This is a genomic window from Pseudomonas sp. TAA207 (assembly GCF_001529285.1).
Classification (GTDB): domain Bacteria; phylum Pseudomonadota; class Gammaproteobacteria; order Pseudomonadales; family Pseudomonadaceae; genus Aquipseudomonas; species Aquipseudomonas weihenstephanensis.
In genome coordinates this window covers 211,809-227,005 of sequence record NZ_LLWJ01000071.1, presented here as the reverse complement: position 1 = coordinate 227,005, position 15,197 = coordinate 211,809, and the positions used below count along the sequence as shown (strand labels likewise).

The 15,197-nt window shown below is 56.8% G+C and carries 18 protein-coding genes; 17 read left to right on the top strand and 1 reads right to left on the bottom strand.

All coding sequences use genetic code 11. The features are described from left to right. The first annotated feature begins 9 nt into the window (after window positions 1-9). The 5 genes from tgt (at window position 10) to AP059_RS19155 (ending at window position 5,024) form a co-directional block, all read left to right on the top strand. A complete protein-coding gene (tgt, locus tag AP059_RS19175) occupies window positions 10-1,125 on the top strand; it encodes a tRNA guanosine(34) transglycosylase Tgt (protein ID WP_088500051.1) in 1,116 nt (371 codons plus the stop codon). A gap of 42 nt (window positions 1,126-1,167) precedes the next feature. Then, window positions 1,168-1,503, top strand: coding sequence for a preprotein translocase subunit YajC (gene yajC, locus AP059_RS19170; RefSeq protein WP_047273832.1), 336 nt, complete (start codon window positions 1,168-1,170; stop codon window positions 1,501-1,503). Window positions 1,504-1,570: 67 nt separating this feature from the next. Further along, entirely contained in the window at window positions 1,571-3,439 is a 1,869-nt protein-coding gene (gene secD, locus AP059_RS19165; protein ID WP_048362596.1) for a protein translocase subunit SecD, read from the top strand. 9 nt (window positions 3,440-3,448) lie between these two features. Further along, window positions 3,449-4,363: a protein translocase subunit SecF gene (gene secF / locus AP059_RS19160; RefSeq protein WP_059765026.1), complete on the top strand. Its 915-nt coding sequence runs from the start codon at window positions 3,449-3,451 to the stop codon at window positions 4,361-4,363. A gap of 121 nt (window positions 4,364-4,484) precedes the next feature. After that, window positions 4,485-5,024 (top strand): glycine zipper 2TM domain-containing protein, encoded by a 540-nt coding sequence (locus tag AP059_RS19155; protein ID WP_059765024.1) that lies wholly within the window; start codon window positions 4,485-4,487, stop codon window positions 5,022-5,024. A 134-nt stretch (window positions 5,025-5,158) separates the two neighbouring features. On the opposite strand, the gene suhB is transcribed toward AP059_RS19155, so the two are convergent. Then, window positions 5,159-5,974, bottom strand: a complete 816-nt coding sequence (gene suhB / locus AP059_RS19150; protein ID WP_047273836.1) for a type III secretion system regulator SuhB — start codon at window positions 5,972-5,974, stop codon at window positions 5,159-5,161. Window positions 5,975-6,117: 143 nt separating this feature from the next. On the opposite strand from suhB, the gene trmJ reads away from it, so the two are divergent. The 12 genes from trmJ to rlmN all read left to right on the top strand — a co-directional run bounded on the left by trmJ (window position 6,118) and on the right by rlmN (window position 15,187). Then, the gene (gene trmJ, locus AP059_RS19145) at window positions 6,118-6,888 is read left to right on the top strand and encodes a tRNA (cytosine(32)/uridine(32)-2'-O)-methyltransferase TrmJ (protein WP_059765022.1); all 771 of its coding nucleotides are present in this window, start codon (window positions 6,118-6,120) and stop codon (window positions 6,886-6,888) included. Window positions 6,889-6,890: 2 nt separating this feature from the next. Next, window positions 6,891-7,667, top strand: coding sequence for a serine O-acetyltransferase (gene cysE / locus AP059_RS19140; RefSeq protein ID WP_059765020.1), 777 nt, complete (start codon window positions 6,891-6,893; stop codon window positions 7,665-7,667). Between the two features lie 209 nt (window positions 7,668-7,876). Then, entirely contained in the window at window positions 7,877-8,368 is a 492-nt protein-coding gene (gene iscR / locus AP059_RS19135) for a Fe-S cluster assembly transcriptional regulator IscR (RefSeq protein ID WP_048362601.1), read from the top strand. 49 nt (window positions 8,369-8,417) lie between these two features. Continuing rightward, window positions 8,418-9,632: an IscS subfamily cysteine desulfurase gene (locus AP059_RS19130; RefSeq protein WP_048362602.1), complete on the top strand. Its 1,215-nt coding sequence runs from the start codon at window positions 8,418-8,420 to the stop codon at window positions 9,630-9,632. A 96-nt stretch (window positions 9,633-9,728) separates the two neighbouring features. Beyond that, window positions 9,729-10,115 (top strand): Fe-S cluster assembly scaffold IscU, encoded by a 387-nt coding sequence (gene iscU, locus AP059_RS19125; protein WP_007929523.1) that lies wholly within the window; start codon window positions 9,729-9,731, stop codon window positions 10,113-10,115. Window positions 10,116-10,177: 62 nt separating this feature from the next. Next, window positions 10,178-10,501: an iron-sulfur cluster assembly protein IscA gene (gene iscA, locus AP059_RS19120; RefSeq protein ID WP_059765018.1), complete on the top strand. Its 324-nt coding sequence runs from the start codon at window positions 10,178-10,180 to the stop codon at window positions 10,499-10,501. Window positions 10,502-10,509: 8 nt separating this feature from the next. Then, a complete protein-coding gene (hscB, locus tag AP059_RS19115; RefSeq protein WP_059765016.1) occupies window positions 10,510-11,031 on the top strand; it encodes a co-chaperone HscB in 522 nt (173 codons plus the stop codon). 50 nt (window positions 11,032-11,081) lie between these two features. Continuing rightward, window positions 11,082-12,944, top strand: a complete 1,863-nt coding sequence (gene hscA / locus AP059_RS19110) for a Fe-S protein assembly chaperone HscA (protein ID WP_059765014.1) — start codon at window positions 11,082-11,084, stop codon at window positions 12,942-12,944. A gap of 3 nt (window positions 12,945-12,947) precedes the next feature. Then, a complete protein-coding gene (gene fdx / locus AP059_RS19105) occupies window positions 12,948-13,289 on the top strand; it encodes an ISC system 2Fe-2S type ferredoxin (protein ID WP_048362606.1) in 342 nt (113 codons plus the stop codon). Window positions 13,290-13,301: 12 nt separating this feature from the next. Continuing rightward, window positions 13,302-13,502: a Fe-S cluster assembly protein IscX gene (iscX, locus tag AP059_RS19100; protein ID WP_059765012.1), complete on the top strand. Its 201-nt coding sequence runs from the start codon at window positions 13,302-13,304 to the stop codon at window positions 13,500-13,502. Window positions 13,503-13,596: 94 nt separating this feature from the next. Continuing rightward, window positions 13,597-14,022, top strand: coding sequence for a nucleoside-diphosphate kinase (gene ndk, locus AP059_RS19095; RefSeq protein WP_003443361.1), 426 nt, complete (start codon window positions 13,597-13,599; stop codon window positions 14,020-14,022). 28 nt (window positions 14,023-14,050) lie between these two features. Beyond that, on the top strand, window positions 14,051-15,187 hold the full coding sequence (gene rlmN / locus AP059_RS19090; RefSeq protein ID WP_048362607.1) for a 23S rRNA (adenine(2503)-C(2))-methyltransferase RlmN: 1,137 nt from the start codon (window positions 14,051-14,053) through the stop codon (window positions 15,185-15,187). Window positions 15,188-15,197 lie beyond the last annotated feature (10 nt).

The following is a 15,197-nucleotide window of genomic DNA, read 5'->3' as shown; positions in this document are numbered from 1 at the left end:
AACTGTCGTATGTCTTTCGAGTTACTTGCCACCGATGGCAAGGCTCGTCGCGGTCGTCTGACCTTCCCGCGTGGTGTGGTGGAAACCCCGGCGTTCATGCCGGTGGGTACCTACGGCACGGTCAAGGGCATGTTGCCGCGCGATATCGTCGATACCGGCGCGCAGATGATTTTGGGTAACACCTTTCACCTGTGGCTACGTCCTGGCACTGAAGTGATCAAAAAGCACGGCGACCTGCACGACTTCATGAAGTGGCAAGGTCCGATCCTGACTGACTCGGGTGGTTTTCAGGTGTTCAGCCTGGGGGCCATGCGCAAGATCAAAGAAGAGGGCGTGACCTTTGCCTCGCCCGTAGACGGCGCCAAAGTCTTCATGGGCCCGGAAGAGTCGATGCAGGTTCAGCGCGATCTGGGCTCCGACGTGGTCATGATTTTTGACGAGTGCACCCCGTACCCGGCCGACGAAGACGTGGCTCGGGTGTCTATGGAGCTGTCGTTGCGCTGGGCTCAGCGCTCTAAAAATGCTCACGGCGATAACACCGCAGCCCTGTTCGGGATCGTCCAGGGCGGCATGCACCAGAACCTGCGCGAGCGTTCGCTCGAAGGTCTGAACAAGATCGGCTTTGATGGCCTGGCCATCGGCGGTTTGTCGGTAGGCGAGCCCAAGCACGAAATGATCAAGGTGCTGGATTACCTGCCTGCCATGATGCCGGCTGACAAACCTCGTTACCTTATGGGGGTTGGCAAACCTGAAGATCTCGTGGAGGGTGTGCGCCGCGGTGTGGACATGTTCGATTGCGTGATGCCAACCCGTAATGCCCGCAATGGGCATCTGTTCATCGACACCGGTGTGATCAAGATCCGCAATGCGTTCCATCGCCATGATGATTCGCCGCTGGATCCGACCTGCGACTGCTACACCTGCCAGAACTTCTCCCGTGCTTATCTGCATCATCTGGACAAGTGCGGCGAAATGCTGGGTAGCATGCTCAATACCATCCACAATTTGCGGCACTATCAGGTGCTCATGGCTGGTTTGCGCGAGGCTATTCAACAGGGTACATTGGCCGCCTTTGTCGATGCCTTCTATGCCAAGCGCGGGTTGCCTGTACCGCCCCTGGACTGATTTTCGGACCCTAAGAAACACTTTTTGCAACTGGAGTGCTTAATGAGCTTTTTCATCTCTCCCGCTTTCGCGGACGCTGCTGCACCTGCTGCTGGCCCAGCCGGTACTGGTTTTGAGTGGATTTTCCTGGTCGGCTTCCTGGTCATCTTCTACCTGATGATCTGGCGTCCACAGGCCAAGCGCGCCAAAGAGCAGAAAGCCCTGTTGGGTAACCTGCAAAAAGGCGACGAAGTTGTAACCACTGGCGGTATCGCCGGCAAAATCACCAAAGTGACGGATGCTTTTGTTGTGATCGAAGTGTCTGACACTGTCGAGCTGAAAATTCAGAAGGGCGCTGTAGCCGCCACGTTGCCTAAAGGCACGCTGAAAGCGATCTAAAGTTTCAACTTTTAACAATCGACGGGGCGCGCAAGGCGCCCCGCGTTCTAAGCGGGCGGCGTGATTGATGCTGAACAAATACCCTCTGTGGAAATACGTACTGATCCTGGCGGTGCTGGCGATCGGTTTTATTTATTCCGCTCCCAATCTCTACCCGGATGATCCGGCTATTCAGGTGTCTGGCGCGAGCACGGCACTGCAAGTGACCGACGCTGATCTGGAGCGTGCGAGCAAAGCGCTCAAGGATGCCGGCATTGCTGTGAAAGGCGCCACGTTGGCAGCCAACGGCAAAGGCGGTTTGTTGCGTCTGGCGAGCAAAGACGACCAGTTGCCAGCAAAAGACGTGGTGCGCAAGGCTTTGGGTGACGACTACGTCGTAGCACTCAACCTGGCTCAGACCACGCCACAATGGCTGCGTAACCTGGGTGCTCACCCAATGAAGCTGGGTCTGGACTTGTCGGGTGGTGTGCACTTCCTGCTGGAAGTCGACATGGACAAGGCCGTCGACGCGCGCATGAAAGTGTACGAAAGCGACGTCAAAAGCCTGTTGCGTAAAGACAAGCTGCGTTATCGCAGTCTGCCGCAGCTCAATGGTGCCATTCAGTTGGGTTTTGCTGATGAAGCAACCCGTGAGCAAGCGCGTAGCCTGATTCGCAAGAACTTCAATGACTTCGACATTGCCGCTGCGGATCTGAACGGTCAGCCGGTGCTGCGTCTGGCGATGACCCCGGCCAAGCTGGCGGAAATCCGTGAATATTCCATCAAGCAAAACCTGACAACCGTCCGTAACCGGGTTAACGAGTTGGGTGTTGCCGAGCCTCTGGTTCAGCGTCAGGGTGCCAACCGCATCGTGGTTGAGCTGCCGGGCGTGCAAGACACCGCCGAAGCCAAGCGTATCCTGGGCAAGACGGCCAACCTTGAGTTCCGTCTGGCCGCAGAGCCGGGCGCATCCAAAGCCACTTCCGAGACGTTCGAGTTCCGTGAAGGCAATCGCGCTTCCGCGCAAATCGAGCGTGGCTTGATCATCACGGGTGATCAGGTAACCGATGCGCAAGCGGGTTTTGACGAGCACGGCCGACCACAGGTGAACATCAAGCTTGATGGTCATGGTGGCGAGTTGATGAGCCGTTCCACTCGCAGCAACGTCGGTCGCAGCATGGCGGTTATCTTCATCGAGCAGAAGCCGGTGACGACCTACACCAAGCAAGTGGTTGACGGTGTTGAGAAGGAAGTGCCGGTTCAGACCTTCAAGGAAGAGAAAAAGATCATCAGCCTGGCGACCATCCAGTCGCCGCTGGGCAGCCAGTTCCGGATTACCGGTCTCAATGGCCAGGGTGAAGCGTCCGAGTTGGCACTGCTGCTGCGTGCCGGTGGTCTGGCGGCACCGATGTACTTTGCGGAAGAGCGCACCATTGGTCCGAGCCTGGGTGCTGACAACATCACCAAAGGTGTTGATGCATCGCTGTGGGGTATGCTGTTTGTGTCCATTTTCATCATCGCCATCTACCGCTTCTTCGGTGTGATCGCGACGGTGGCGTTGGCGGGCAACATGGTCTTGCTGCTGGCGCTGATGTCGTTGCTGGGCGCTACCCTGACCCTGCCGGGTATCGCGGGTATCGTGTTGACGATGGGTATGGCGGTTGACGCCAACGTGCTGATCTTCTCGCGTATTCGTGAGGAAATCGCCAATGGCATGACACCGCAGCGGGCGATCAATGAAGGCTTCAATCGTGCATTCACGGCGATTATCGACTCCAACCTGACAACCCTGTTGGTCGGCGGGATTCTGTTTGCCATGGGTACCGGGCCGGTCAAAGGCTTTGCGGTGACCATGTCTCTGGGGATCTTTACCTCGATGTTCACGGCCATCATGGTGACCCGCGCAATGGTCAACCTGGTTTACGGCGGTCGGGACTTCAAGAAGTTGTGGATTTAAGGGGCTGCCATGTTACGTACAATCAACTTCATGGGCGTTCGCAACGTTGCGTTCGGCGTCACTGTGCTGCTTACCGTGCTGGCCTTGTTCAGCATGTTTCACAAGGGCATGAACTACGGCCTCGACTTCACCGGCGGTACGCTCATCGAGCTGACCTACGAGAAGCCGGCTGATTTAACCAAGGTGCGAACCGAACTGGCCTCGGCCGGTTTCCACGATGCAGTGGTGCAGAGCTTTGGCGCAACGACCGACTTGCTGGTGCGTATGCCGGGCGACGATCCGTTGCTGGGCAACAAGGTGGCCGCTGCGCTGGGGCAGGCAGATACCACCAACCCGGCCGTTATCAAGCGTGTCGAGTTCGTAGGCCCGCAAGTGGGTGAAGAGCTGCGCGATCAGGGCGGTCTCGGCATGCTGATGGCGCTGGGCGGCATCATGCTTTACCTGGCTTTTCGCTTTCAGTGGAAATTCGCGGTCGGCGCCATTGTTTCGTTGGTGCACGATGTGATCGTGACGATGGGTGTGCTGTCGTTCTTCCAGATCACCTTCGACCTGACAGTGTTGGCGGCGGTGCTGGCGATCATCGGTTACTCGCTTAACGACACCATCGTGGTGTTTGACCGGGTGCGAGAGAACTTCCGTGTGCTGCGCAAGGCCAGCCTGATCGAGAACATCAATATCTCGACCACGCAAACCCTGCTGCGCACCATGGCGACGTCGATCTCCACCTTGCTGGCGATTGCAGCGCTGCTGATCTTTGGTGGCGACAACCTGTGGGGCTTCTCGATTGCCTTGTTTGTGGGTGTATTGGCGGGTACTTACTCTTCGATCTACATCGCCAACGTGGTGCTGATCTGGCTGAACCTCAACAGCGAGGATCTGATTCCTCCTGCGGCGAGCGAAAAGGAAATCGACGACCGTCCATGACGGTGAGTTGATCTCTGGCGATCACCTAAAAGGCGCGAGTATTGAACTCGCGCCTTTTTTTATGCTCCAAGGCTAGGATTAGCGTGGGATTGTTCCTACGTAGGATGGCCTGGAGGTTCGCGTGAACAAATCTTTGCTGGTAGGTGCTGTTTTGGGTGCTGTCGGTGTCACTGCCGGTGGTGCTGTTGCCACTTACAGCTTGGTTAAAGCCCCGGAGTCTGCGCAAGTGCTGGCTGTTCAGCCGGTCAAGCAACAGATTAAAACGCCGCGTGAAGTGTGCAAGGACGTGACTGTTACACGTCGAGCGGCGGTCAAGGATGAGCACCAGATTGTCGGTAGCGTGATTGGTGCGGTGGCGGGTGGTCTTTTGGGTAACCAGGTCGGTGGCGGTAGCGGCAAGAAGATTGCGACCGTTGCGGGTGCAGTAGGCGGGGGTTATGCCGGTAACAAGGTGCAAGAAGGCATGCAGAACCGTGATACCTACACCACGACGCAAACGCGCTGTAATACCGTTAACGACATCAGTGACAAAGTGGTCGGTTACGACGTGCGTTATTCGCTGGATGGCAAGGAAGGCAAGGTGCGTATGGATCACGAGCCGGGCAGTTCAATCCCGGTGGGTAAAGACGGCAATTTGATTCTTGGGCAGGGCCCGCAATAAATTTGGCCTGTTGAGTCTAGGAACTGCCGCCGCTTGCCCGCTTTATTGTCAAAAGCGCGCAGCCAGCGGCAGCTACGGATTTAGGAGGCAAAAAAAAGCACCCCGAGGGGTGCTTTTTTGTTTGCGTGCTTCGCTTAGCGTTTCAGCGAGGCAGGCAGGTGCGGCTGAATAGCCGTCAGCACAGCTTTGAAGCACTTGGTGTTGCCGGCAACGATGTGGCCTTTTTCAAGGAAGTCGTGGCTGCCGGTGAAGTCGCTGACCAGGCCGCCTGCTTCTTGAATCAACAGTGCGCCTGCGGCCATGTCCCATTCGGACAAGCCCGACTCCCAGAATGCGTCGAAACGACCGGCGGCCACATAGGCCAGGTCCAGGCTGGCAGCGCCTGCACGACGGATACCAGCGGTTTGACCGACCAGACTGCGGAACATGCCCAGATAGTTGTCCAGGTTGTCCATTTGGTTGTCGCGGAACGGGAAGCCGGTACCCAGCAGGGCGCCTTCAAGGCTGGTGCGACCGCTGACGCGCAGGCGGCGACCATTGAGTTGGGCGCCACGGCCACGGCTGGCGGTGAATTCTTCCTGGCGAACCGGGTCAAGTACGACGGCGTGCTCAAGGCGGCCACGGTATTTGCAGGCAATGCTGACTGCGAAGTGCGGAACGCCACGCAGGAAGTTGGTAGTGCCATCCAGTGGGTCGATGATCCACAGGTAGTCGGCGCCTTCGCCGCTGCCAGCGTGCAGGCCGGTTTCTTCACCGAGAATGCCGTGTGTCGGATAAGCCTTGCGCAAGGCGTCGATGATTTTCTGCTCGGCAGCACGATCGACTTCAGAGACGTAATCCTTGGCGTCTTTTTCGTCAACCTTGATGGTATCCAGGCGCTCGATGGAGCGGAAAATCAATTCACTGGCGCTGCGGGCGGCGCGCAGCGCGATATTCAGCATGGGCTGCATGGACGTTTCACCTAGGTCGTTAAAGAAAGCCGAACATTCTAGCAGAAAAGTTTGGCATATGAAGGTTTGCGTTAGCTTTCGTAGCTTAAGGTGATGGGCTTAGGTAAGATTTGCTCCCTTTTAACGGTCTGTGAGCGCTCCCATTGCTGTCAAATATTCGTGTCGTTCTGGTCAATACCAGCCATCCCGGCAACATCGGTGGTGCTGCGCGTGCCATGAAAAACATGGGCTTGTCGCGACTGGTTCTGGTTGAGCCGAGGCTGTTCCCGCATCACGAGGCCGATGCGCGTGCGTCGGGCGCGGGCGATATTCTCGAAAATGCACAGGTAGTGGCCACGCTGGAGGATGCTCTGGTGGGGTGCAATCTGGTATTGGGTACCAGTGCGCGCGATCGCCGTATCCCATGGCCGTTGCTCGATCCGCGTGAGTGCGGGCAAAAAGTTGTCGAAGATGCCACGCAGGGCGCTGAGATTGCTCTGGTGTTTGGTCGTGAAGATTCGGGCCTGACCAATGATGAGTTGCAGCGCTGCCACTTCCATGTGCACATTCCATCGGATCCTGAGTTCAGCTCGCTGAACCTGGGTGCGGCAGTGCAGGTGCTGAGTTACGAGATCCGTATGTCCTGGCTGGCGGCTCAGGGGCAGCCGAGCAAAATGGAAAAAGATGAAGTGGCTTCCACCAAAAGTGGTGAGCTGGCGACCATGGATGAGCTGGAGCGCTTTTACGAGCATCTTGAGCAGACGTTGGTCGCGATCGAGTTTCTTGATCCTGAAAAACCGCGCCACCTGATGGCGCGTCTGCGTCGCCTGTATGGCCGCAGTTCGGTGAGTCGTGCCGAAATGAACATATTGCGTGGCATTCTTACTGAAACCCAAAAGGCAGCCCGTGGCGAGCTGCTCAAGCGCAAGGATTAAAGATGTTCGAGCGTCTGCGTGAAGATATCCAGAGTGTGTTTCATCGTGATCCGGCGGCGCGCAATGCTTTTGAAGTGCTGACCTGCTACCCGGGGATGCATGCCATCTGGATACATCGCCTGTCCGGGTTGTTGTGGCGCGCGGACTGGAAATGGCTGGCGCGGCTGGTGTCGAACTTCGGACGCTGGCTGACCGGGATTGAAATTCATCCGGGGGCGAAGGTCGGTCGCCGTTTCTTCATCGATCACGGCATGGGGATTGTGATTGGCGAAACCGCTGAAATCGGTGATGACGTGACGCTTTATCAGGGCGTAACCCTGGGCGGCACTACGTGGAACAAAGGCAAGCGCCATCCCACGCTTGAGGATGGTGTGGTGGTCGGGGCGGGAGCCAAAGTGCTAGGCCCGTTTACCGTGGGTGCGGGAGCCAAGGTCGGCTCCAATGCGGTTGTCACCAAGGCAGTACCGGCGGGGGCGACGGTCGTGGGTATTCCGGGCCGTATCATCATCAAGCATGACGATGAGGTGCAGGCCAAGCGCAAGGCAATGGCCGAAAAGATCGGTTTTGATGCTTACGGTGTCAGTGAAGACATGCCGGACCCTGTTGCGCGTGCCATCGCTCAATTGCTGGATCACTTGCAGGCGGTCGACGGCAAGCTGGATGGCATGTGTGGTGCCCTCAAAGATCTTGGTAGCCCGTATTGCGCCAAGGACTTGCCGCAGTTGCGTGAAGAGGATTTCGCCTGTGTGCAGGGCAAGGATGAAGTGAAGCCGGGGTAGGGTTGTGGTGGCGGCGGATGGCTGCGCAGGCTTGGGCGGCGAATGCGTACAGCGCGCTTGTGTGCTCATGTGCCATTACGCTGCAGACCCTGCTACAATGCGGCCGCTGTTTTGCGGGTAATCCCGACTAAAGTACTAGGTCTAATAGTTGACTTAAATAGTCGGGAATAGCATACTCGCCCCCATTCCGAATTCCGTGGTACCTGTCCATGAGACTGACTACAAAAGGCCGTTACGCCGTCACTGCAATGCTCGATTTGGCGTTGCATGCACAGCACGGGCCGGTGTCCCTGGCCGACATTTCCGAGCGCCAGGGCATTTCCCTTTCCTACCTTGAGCAACTCTTTGCAAAGTTGCGCCGCAGCAGCCTGGTTTCCAGTGTGCGCGGCCCTGGTGGTGGCTATCAGCTATCGCGCGACATGCAAGGTATTCAGGTGGCCCAGGTTATCGATGCGGTAAACGAGTCCGTCGACGCCACACGTTGCCAGGGCCTTGGCGATTGCCATGCCGGTGACACGTGCCTGACCCATCACCTGTGGTGTGACTTGAGCCTGCAAATACACGAGTTTCTCAGCGGTATCAGCTTGGCTGATCTTGTCACTCGCCGTGAGGTACAAGAAGTAGCCCAGCGTCAGGATCTGCGCCGCTGTAATGGCAAGGCGCCGCACCTGGATAAGATCGAAGCGTCCGCCGTCGATTGATTGCATGAAAACGACGGTGCGCCAGCCAGCCTGATTTAGGAGATAGTCCATGAAATTGCCGATTTACCTTGATTACTCAGCCACCACCCCGGTTGATCCGCGTGTTGCTCAAAAAATGAGCGACTGCCTGTTGGTTGACGGGAACTTCGGTAACCCGGCTTCGCGCTCCCACGTATTTGGCTGGAAGGCCGAAGAAGCGGTTGAAAACGGTCGTCGTCAGGTTGCTGATCTGGTCAATGCCGATCCGCGTGAAATCGTCTGGACATCCGGCGCTACCGAGGCCAACAACCTGGCCATCAAGGGCGCTGCGCATTTCTATGCGACCAAAGGCAAGCACCTGATCACTGACAAAATCGAACACAAAGCCGTACTCGACACCATGCGTCAGCTGGAGCGAGAAGGCTTTGAAGTGACCTACATCGAGCCAGGTGAAGACGGTCTTGTCACACCTGCGATGGTTGAAGCCGCCATGCGCGACGACACCATTCTGGTTTCGATCATGCATGTGAACAACGAGATCGGCACCATTAACGATATCGCTGCCATTGGTGAGCTGACGCGCTCGCGCGGCGTGTTGTTTCATGTGGATGCTGCTCAGTCTACGGGCAAGGTTGAAATCGACCTGGCCAAGCTGAAAGTCGACCTGATGTCTTTCTCGGCACATAAAACCTACGGTCCGAAGGGTATCGGCGCACTGTACGTGAGCCGCAAGCCTCGTGTGCGTATCGAAGCAACCATGCACGGCGGCGGTCACGAGCGCGGCATGCGTTCGGGCACTCTGGCCACCCACCAGATCGTGGGCATGGGTGAGGCGTTCCAGATTGCCAAAGAAGAAATGGCCGCTGAAAACGTGCGCATCAAAGCTTTGAGCGACCGTTTCTTCAAGCAGGTTGAACACCTTGAAGAGCTGTACGTCAACGGCAGCATGACTGCTCGCGTCCCGCACAACCTGAACCTGAGCTTCAACTACGTTGAAGGCGAGTCGCTGATCATGGCGCTCAAGGATCTGGCGGTGTCGTCCGGTTCGGCCTGCACATCTGCATCCCTTGAGCCGTCTTACGTATTGCGCGCCCTGGGCCGCAACGATGAGCTGGCTCACAGTTCGATTCGCTTCACGTTCGGTCGCTTCACCACCGAAGAAGAAATCGACTACGCCGCGCAGAAGGTGTGCGAGGCCGTTACCAAGCTGCGCGCCCTGTCGCCGCTGTGGGACATGTACAAAGATGGTGTCGACATCTCGAAAATCGAGTGGGCGGCGCACTGATATTTCAAGTCGCCGTAGATAGCTGCTGTAAACGCAGCGCATAGCCGCTTTTACAGCGTCTCAAGAGCGACTCTCTGATGAGTGAGGATAAGTACCATGGCTTACAGCGAAAAGGTCATTGACCACTACGAGAACCCGCGCAACGTCGGCAAGATGAACGCGGAAGATCCAGATGTAGGTACCGGCATGGTCGGCGCCCCTGCTTGCGGCGACGTCATGCGCCTACAAATCAAGGTGAACGAGCAGGGCATCATCGAAGATGCCAAGTTCAAGACCTACGGTTGCGGTTCGGCAATCGCTTCCAGCTCCCTGGCAACTGAGTGGATGAAGGGCAAGACTCTGGATGAAGCAGAGACCATCAAAAACACCCAGTTGGCTGAAGAGCTGGCTTTGCCACCCGTAAAAATTCACTGCTCCGTGCTCGCTGAAGACGCCATCAAGGCGGCCGTTCGCGATTACAAGCAGAAGAAAGGTTTGATCTGATCCATTGCGCCCTTATATGGCGCATGTGTGGTGAAGAAACCGGCAACAGGTAAGGAGTCACGATGGCTATCAGCATGACAGAAGCGGCTGCCAAGCATATTCGCCGCTCCCTTGATGGGCGCGGCAAAGGTGAGGGGATTCGTCTGGGTGTTCGCACCACGGGCTGTTCCGGTCTTGCCTATGTGCTGGAGTTTGTCGATGAAGTGGGCGAAGACGATAAAGTGTTCGAAACCCATGGCGAAAAAGTGATCATTGATCCAAAAAGCCTCAGCTACCTGGACGGCACCGAGCTGGATTTCGTCAAGGAAGGTTTGAACGAAGGCTTCAAGTTCAATAACCCTAACGTGCGCGGTGAATGTGGCTGCGGCGAAAGCTTCAACATCTGAGGCTACTCGTGGGTACTCCTTGTCATTTTGCTTTGTTTGAACTGCAGCCGGGCTTCAATCTGGATCTCGACCAGTTGGCTGTGCGCTATCGAGAGTTGGCGCGTGGTGTTCACCCGGACCGCTTTGCTGACGCTTCCGAGCGTGAGCAGCGTCTGGCGCTCGAACAGTCCGCCGGCCTCAATGAGGCTTACCAGACGCTCAAAAACCCTTCTAAACGCGCGCGCTATTTACTTGCGCTCAAGGGCAATGAGACGCCGCTGGAAGTCACGGTGCATGACCCTGAGTTTCTGATGCAGCAGATGCAGTGGCGCGAAGAGCTTGAAGACCTGCACGACAGCGCCGATATGGCCGGTATTGCAGCATTCAAGCGTCGGCTCAAGGTTGCTCAGCAAGCACTGAACAACAGCTTCGCTGCTTGTTGGGATGATGCAGCGCAACGCGAACAGGCAGAACGCCTGATGCGGCGCATGCAGTTCCTTGACAAGCTCAATTACGAAGTGCGCCAGTTAGAAGAGCGCCTCGACGATTAACTCCGTGCTTTCCTGATTGCACGCCTGATTACAGATAAGTCCTGATAACGATGGCCCTACTGCAGATCGCCGAACCCGGCCAAAGTCCTCAACCGCACCAGCGTCGTCTGGCTGTGGGGATTGACTTGGGCACTACCAATTCGTTGGTCGCTGCATTGCGCAGCGGTCTCTCCGAGCCTCTGGCTGATGCGCGCGGCAATGTCATTTTGCCATCCGCTGTGCGCTATCACGCTGACCGTGTTGAAGTCGGTGAGTCGGCGCGCCTGGCAGCCTCCAGTGATCCGTTCAACACCGTATTGTCGGTCAAGCGCTTGATGGGTCGTGGTTTGTCCGACGTCAAGCAGTTGGGCGAGCAATTGCCTTATCGTTTTGTCGGCGGCGAGTCGCACATGCCGTTCATCGATACGGTGCAAGGCCCGAAAAGCCCGGTAGAAGTGTCGGCCGAGATTTTGAAGGTGTTGCGCGAGCGCGCCGAAAAAACCCTGGGTGGCGAATTGGTCGGTGCGGTGATCACTGTTCCGGCCTACTTCGATGATGCTCAGCGTCAGGCGACCAAGGATGCGGCCAAACTGGCCGGTCTGAACGTGTTGCGTTTGCTCAATGAGCCGACTGCTGCTGCGGTTGCCTACGGCCTGGATCAATCGGCTGAAGGCGTTGTTGCCATCTATGATTTGGGTGGCGGGACCTTCGATATTTCGGTGCTGCGTTTGACTGGCGGTGTATTCGAAGTCCTGGCCACTGGCGGCGACAGCGCGCTGGGCGGAGACGACTTCGATCATGCAATTGCCAGTTGGATGATCGAGCAGGCGGGTTTGTCTGCTGATCTCGATCCGGGCACCCAGCGTCAATTGCTGCAAGCGGCCTGTGCTGCCAAAGAAGCCCTGACCAACGCCTCCTCTGTGACCGTCACCTTTGGCCAATGGTCCGCCGAGTTGACCCGTGAAGCGTTCGAGGTGTTGATCGAACCCATGATTGCCCGCAGCCTCAAGGCTTGCCGTCGTGCTGTGCGCGACGCCAATATCGAGATTGAGGATGTGCAAGCCGTGGTCATGGTTGGTGGTTCGACGCGTGTGCCGCGCGTGCGTGAAGCTGTGGCGGACATGTTTGGTCGCCAGCCGCTGACGGATATCGACCCGGATCAAGTGGTTGCCATTGGTGCAGCGATCCAGGCCGATACCCTGGCCGGTAACAAGCGTGAGGGTGGCGAGTTGTTGTTGCTGGACGTGATTCCGCTGTCGCTCGGTCTTGAGACCATGGGCGGGCTGATGGAAAAAGTCATTGCGCGCAATACCACGATCCCGGTTGCGCGGGCGCAGGATTTCACCACGTACAAAGATGGCCAGACGGCCATGATGATTCATGTGCTGCAAGGTGAGCGCGAACTGATCAGCGACTGTCGCTCTCTGGCGCGCTTTGAATTGCGCGGGATTCCGCCGATGGTGGCAGGTGCCGCTAAAATTCGTGTGACCTTCCAGGTGGATGCCGATGGTTTGCTCAGTGTGTCGGCGCGAGAGCTGGGTTCTGGCGTCGAAGCCAGCATTCAGGTCAAGCCGTCTTACGGGCTGACCGATGGCGAGATCGCCAAAATGCTCAAGGATTCTTTCCAGTACGCCGGTGACGACAAAGTGGCCCGCGTGTTGCGCGAGCAGCAAGTCGATGCGCAACGCCTGATCGAGGCTGTGCAAGCGGCGCTTGAGGTGGACGGTGATCGTTTGCTGGACGCCGAAGAGCGGATGGTCATCGAGCTGCAAATGCAAGAATTGTCCGAATTGTTGAAAGGCACCGATGGTTACGCCATCGAGCAGCAGACCAAGCGTCTGTCTCAAGTGACCGATGCCTTTGCCGCCCGCCGTATGGACTTGTCCGTCAAGGCCGCTCTGGCGGGGCGCAACCTGAATGAAATCGAGGAATAACTGATGCCGCAGATCATTTTTCTGCCACACGCCGAGCATTGCCCGGACGGTATGGTTGTCGAGGCTGAGACCGGTAAGTCGATTCTCGAAGTGGCACATGACAATCACATCGAAATTGAAAGCGCGTGCGGCGGCGTCTGCGCCTGTACCACGTGCCACTGCATCATTCGCGAAGGTTTCGATTCGTTGGAAGAGGCTGACGAGCTGGAAGAAGACTACCTTGACCGTGCGTGGGGCCTTGAAGCGCAATCACGCCTCAGCTGTCAGGCCAAGGTCGGTACTGAAGACCTGACGGTCGAAATTCCGAAGTACTCGCTCAACCATGCGGCCGAAGCGCCACATTGATAAGGAATTGTCATGAGCCTCAAGTGGGTTGATGTGCAGGAAATCGCGATTCAGCTGGCTGAAACTCACCCGGATGTAGATCCGCTCTCGGTGAATTTCGTCACGCTGCGCAATCTGGTGATGGCACTACCAGAGTTCGATGACATCCCTGATCGCGGGGGAGAGAAGGTTCTCGAAGCCATTCAGGGTTTGTGGATCGAAGAAGCCGACTAAGCTTGTAATCGACGTAATTATGCAATGCCCCAGAACCCGCGTATAATTCGCGGGTTTAATTTTTCGCTTAAATCACTGTTTCTGGAGTTACACCATGGCTGTTCAACGCACTTTCTCCATCATCAAGCCTGACGCTGTTGCAAAAAACGTTATTGGCGAGATCACCACTCGTTTTGAAAAAGCCGGCCTGAAGGTTGTAGCTTCCAAATTGAAGCAACTGTCCAAAGCCGAAGCTGAAGGCTTCTACGCTGAGCACAGCGCTCGTGGCTTCTTCGGCGACCTGGTTGCTTTCATGATCTCCGGTCCTGTTGTTGTTCAGGTTCTGGAAGGCGAAAACGCTATCGCTCTGAACCGCGAACTGATGGGCGCTACCAACCCTAAAGAAGCAGCTGCCGGCACTATCCGTGCTGATTTCGCTGAATCCATCGACGCTAACGCTGTTCACGGTTCCGACTCTGAAGCAGCTGCTGCTCGTGAAATCTCGTACTTTTTCGCAGCAACTGAAGTAACCACTCGCTAAGTATTGGCGTGTGAGTGAGGGTGAAGACATGATTGCAACGACTGGCAAAACCAACCTGTTGGGTTTGACCCAACCGGAAATGGAGAAATTCTTCGACTCAATCGGGGAGAAGCGTTTCCGTGCCGGTCAGGTCATGAAGTGGATTCACCACTTTGGCGTCGATGATTTCGACGCCATGACTAACGTCAGCAAGGCCTTGCGCGACAAGCTCAAGGCTATTGCTGAGGTTCGTGGACCTGAAGTCGTCAGCGAGGACATTTCCACCGACGGTACCCGTAAATGGGTCGTGCGTGTGGCGTCCGGCAGCTGCGTCGAGACCGTTTATATTCCCCAGGGCAAACGTGGCACGTTGTGCGTTTCGTCCCAGGCTGGCTGTGCCCTGGATTGCAGTTTCTGCTCCACCGGCAAGCAAGGTTTCAATAGCAACCTCACCGCCGCCGAAGTCATCGGTCAGGTGTGGATTGCCAACAAATCCTTTGGCAGCGTCCCGGCAACCGTCGACCGTGCCATCACCAACGTGGTGATGATGGGCATGGGTGAGCCGCTGCTGAACTTCGACAACGTCATCGCCGCCATGCATCTGATGATGGATGACCTGGGCTACGGCATCTCCAAGCGCCGCGTAACCTTGTCGACCTCGGGTGTGGTGCCAATGATCGATGAGCTGGCCAAGCACATCGATGTGTCGCTGGCGTTGTCGCTGCACGCACCCAATGACGAGCTGCGCAGTCAGTTGGTGCCGATCAACAAGAAGTACCCGCTCAAAATGCTGCTTGAGTCCTGCCGTCGCTACATGGCGACCCTGGGTGAGAAGCGCGTTTTGACTGTTGAATACACCATGCTCAAAGACGTGAACGACCATGTCGACCACGCGCGTGAAATGATCGAACTGCTCAAAGACACGCCGTGCAAGATCAACCTGATCCCGTTCAACCCGTTTCCGCATTCCGGTTATGAGCGTCCGAGCAACAATGCCATTCGCCGTTTCCAGGAACTGCTGCAACAGGCCGGTTACAACGTGACCGTGCGCACGACACGTGGCGAAGACATCGATGCGGCCTGTGGGCAGTTGGTCGGGCAGGTCAATGACCGTACCCGTCGCAACGAGCGCCACTTGGCATCGATTGAAGCCGTTTCGGTGCAAAACGCTGCTGCCCAGCCCTGAGAGAGGCACT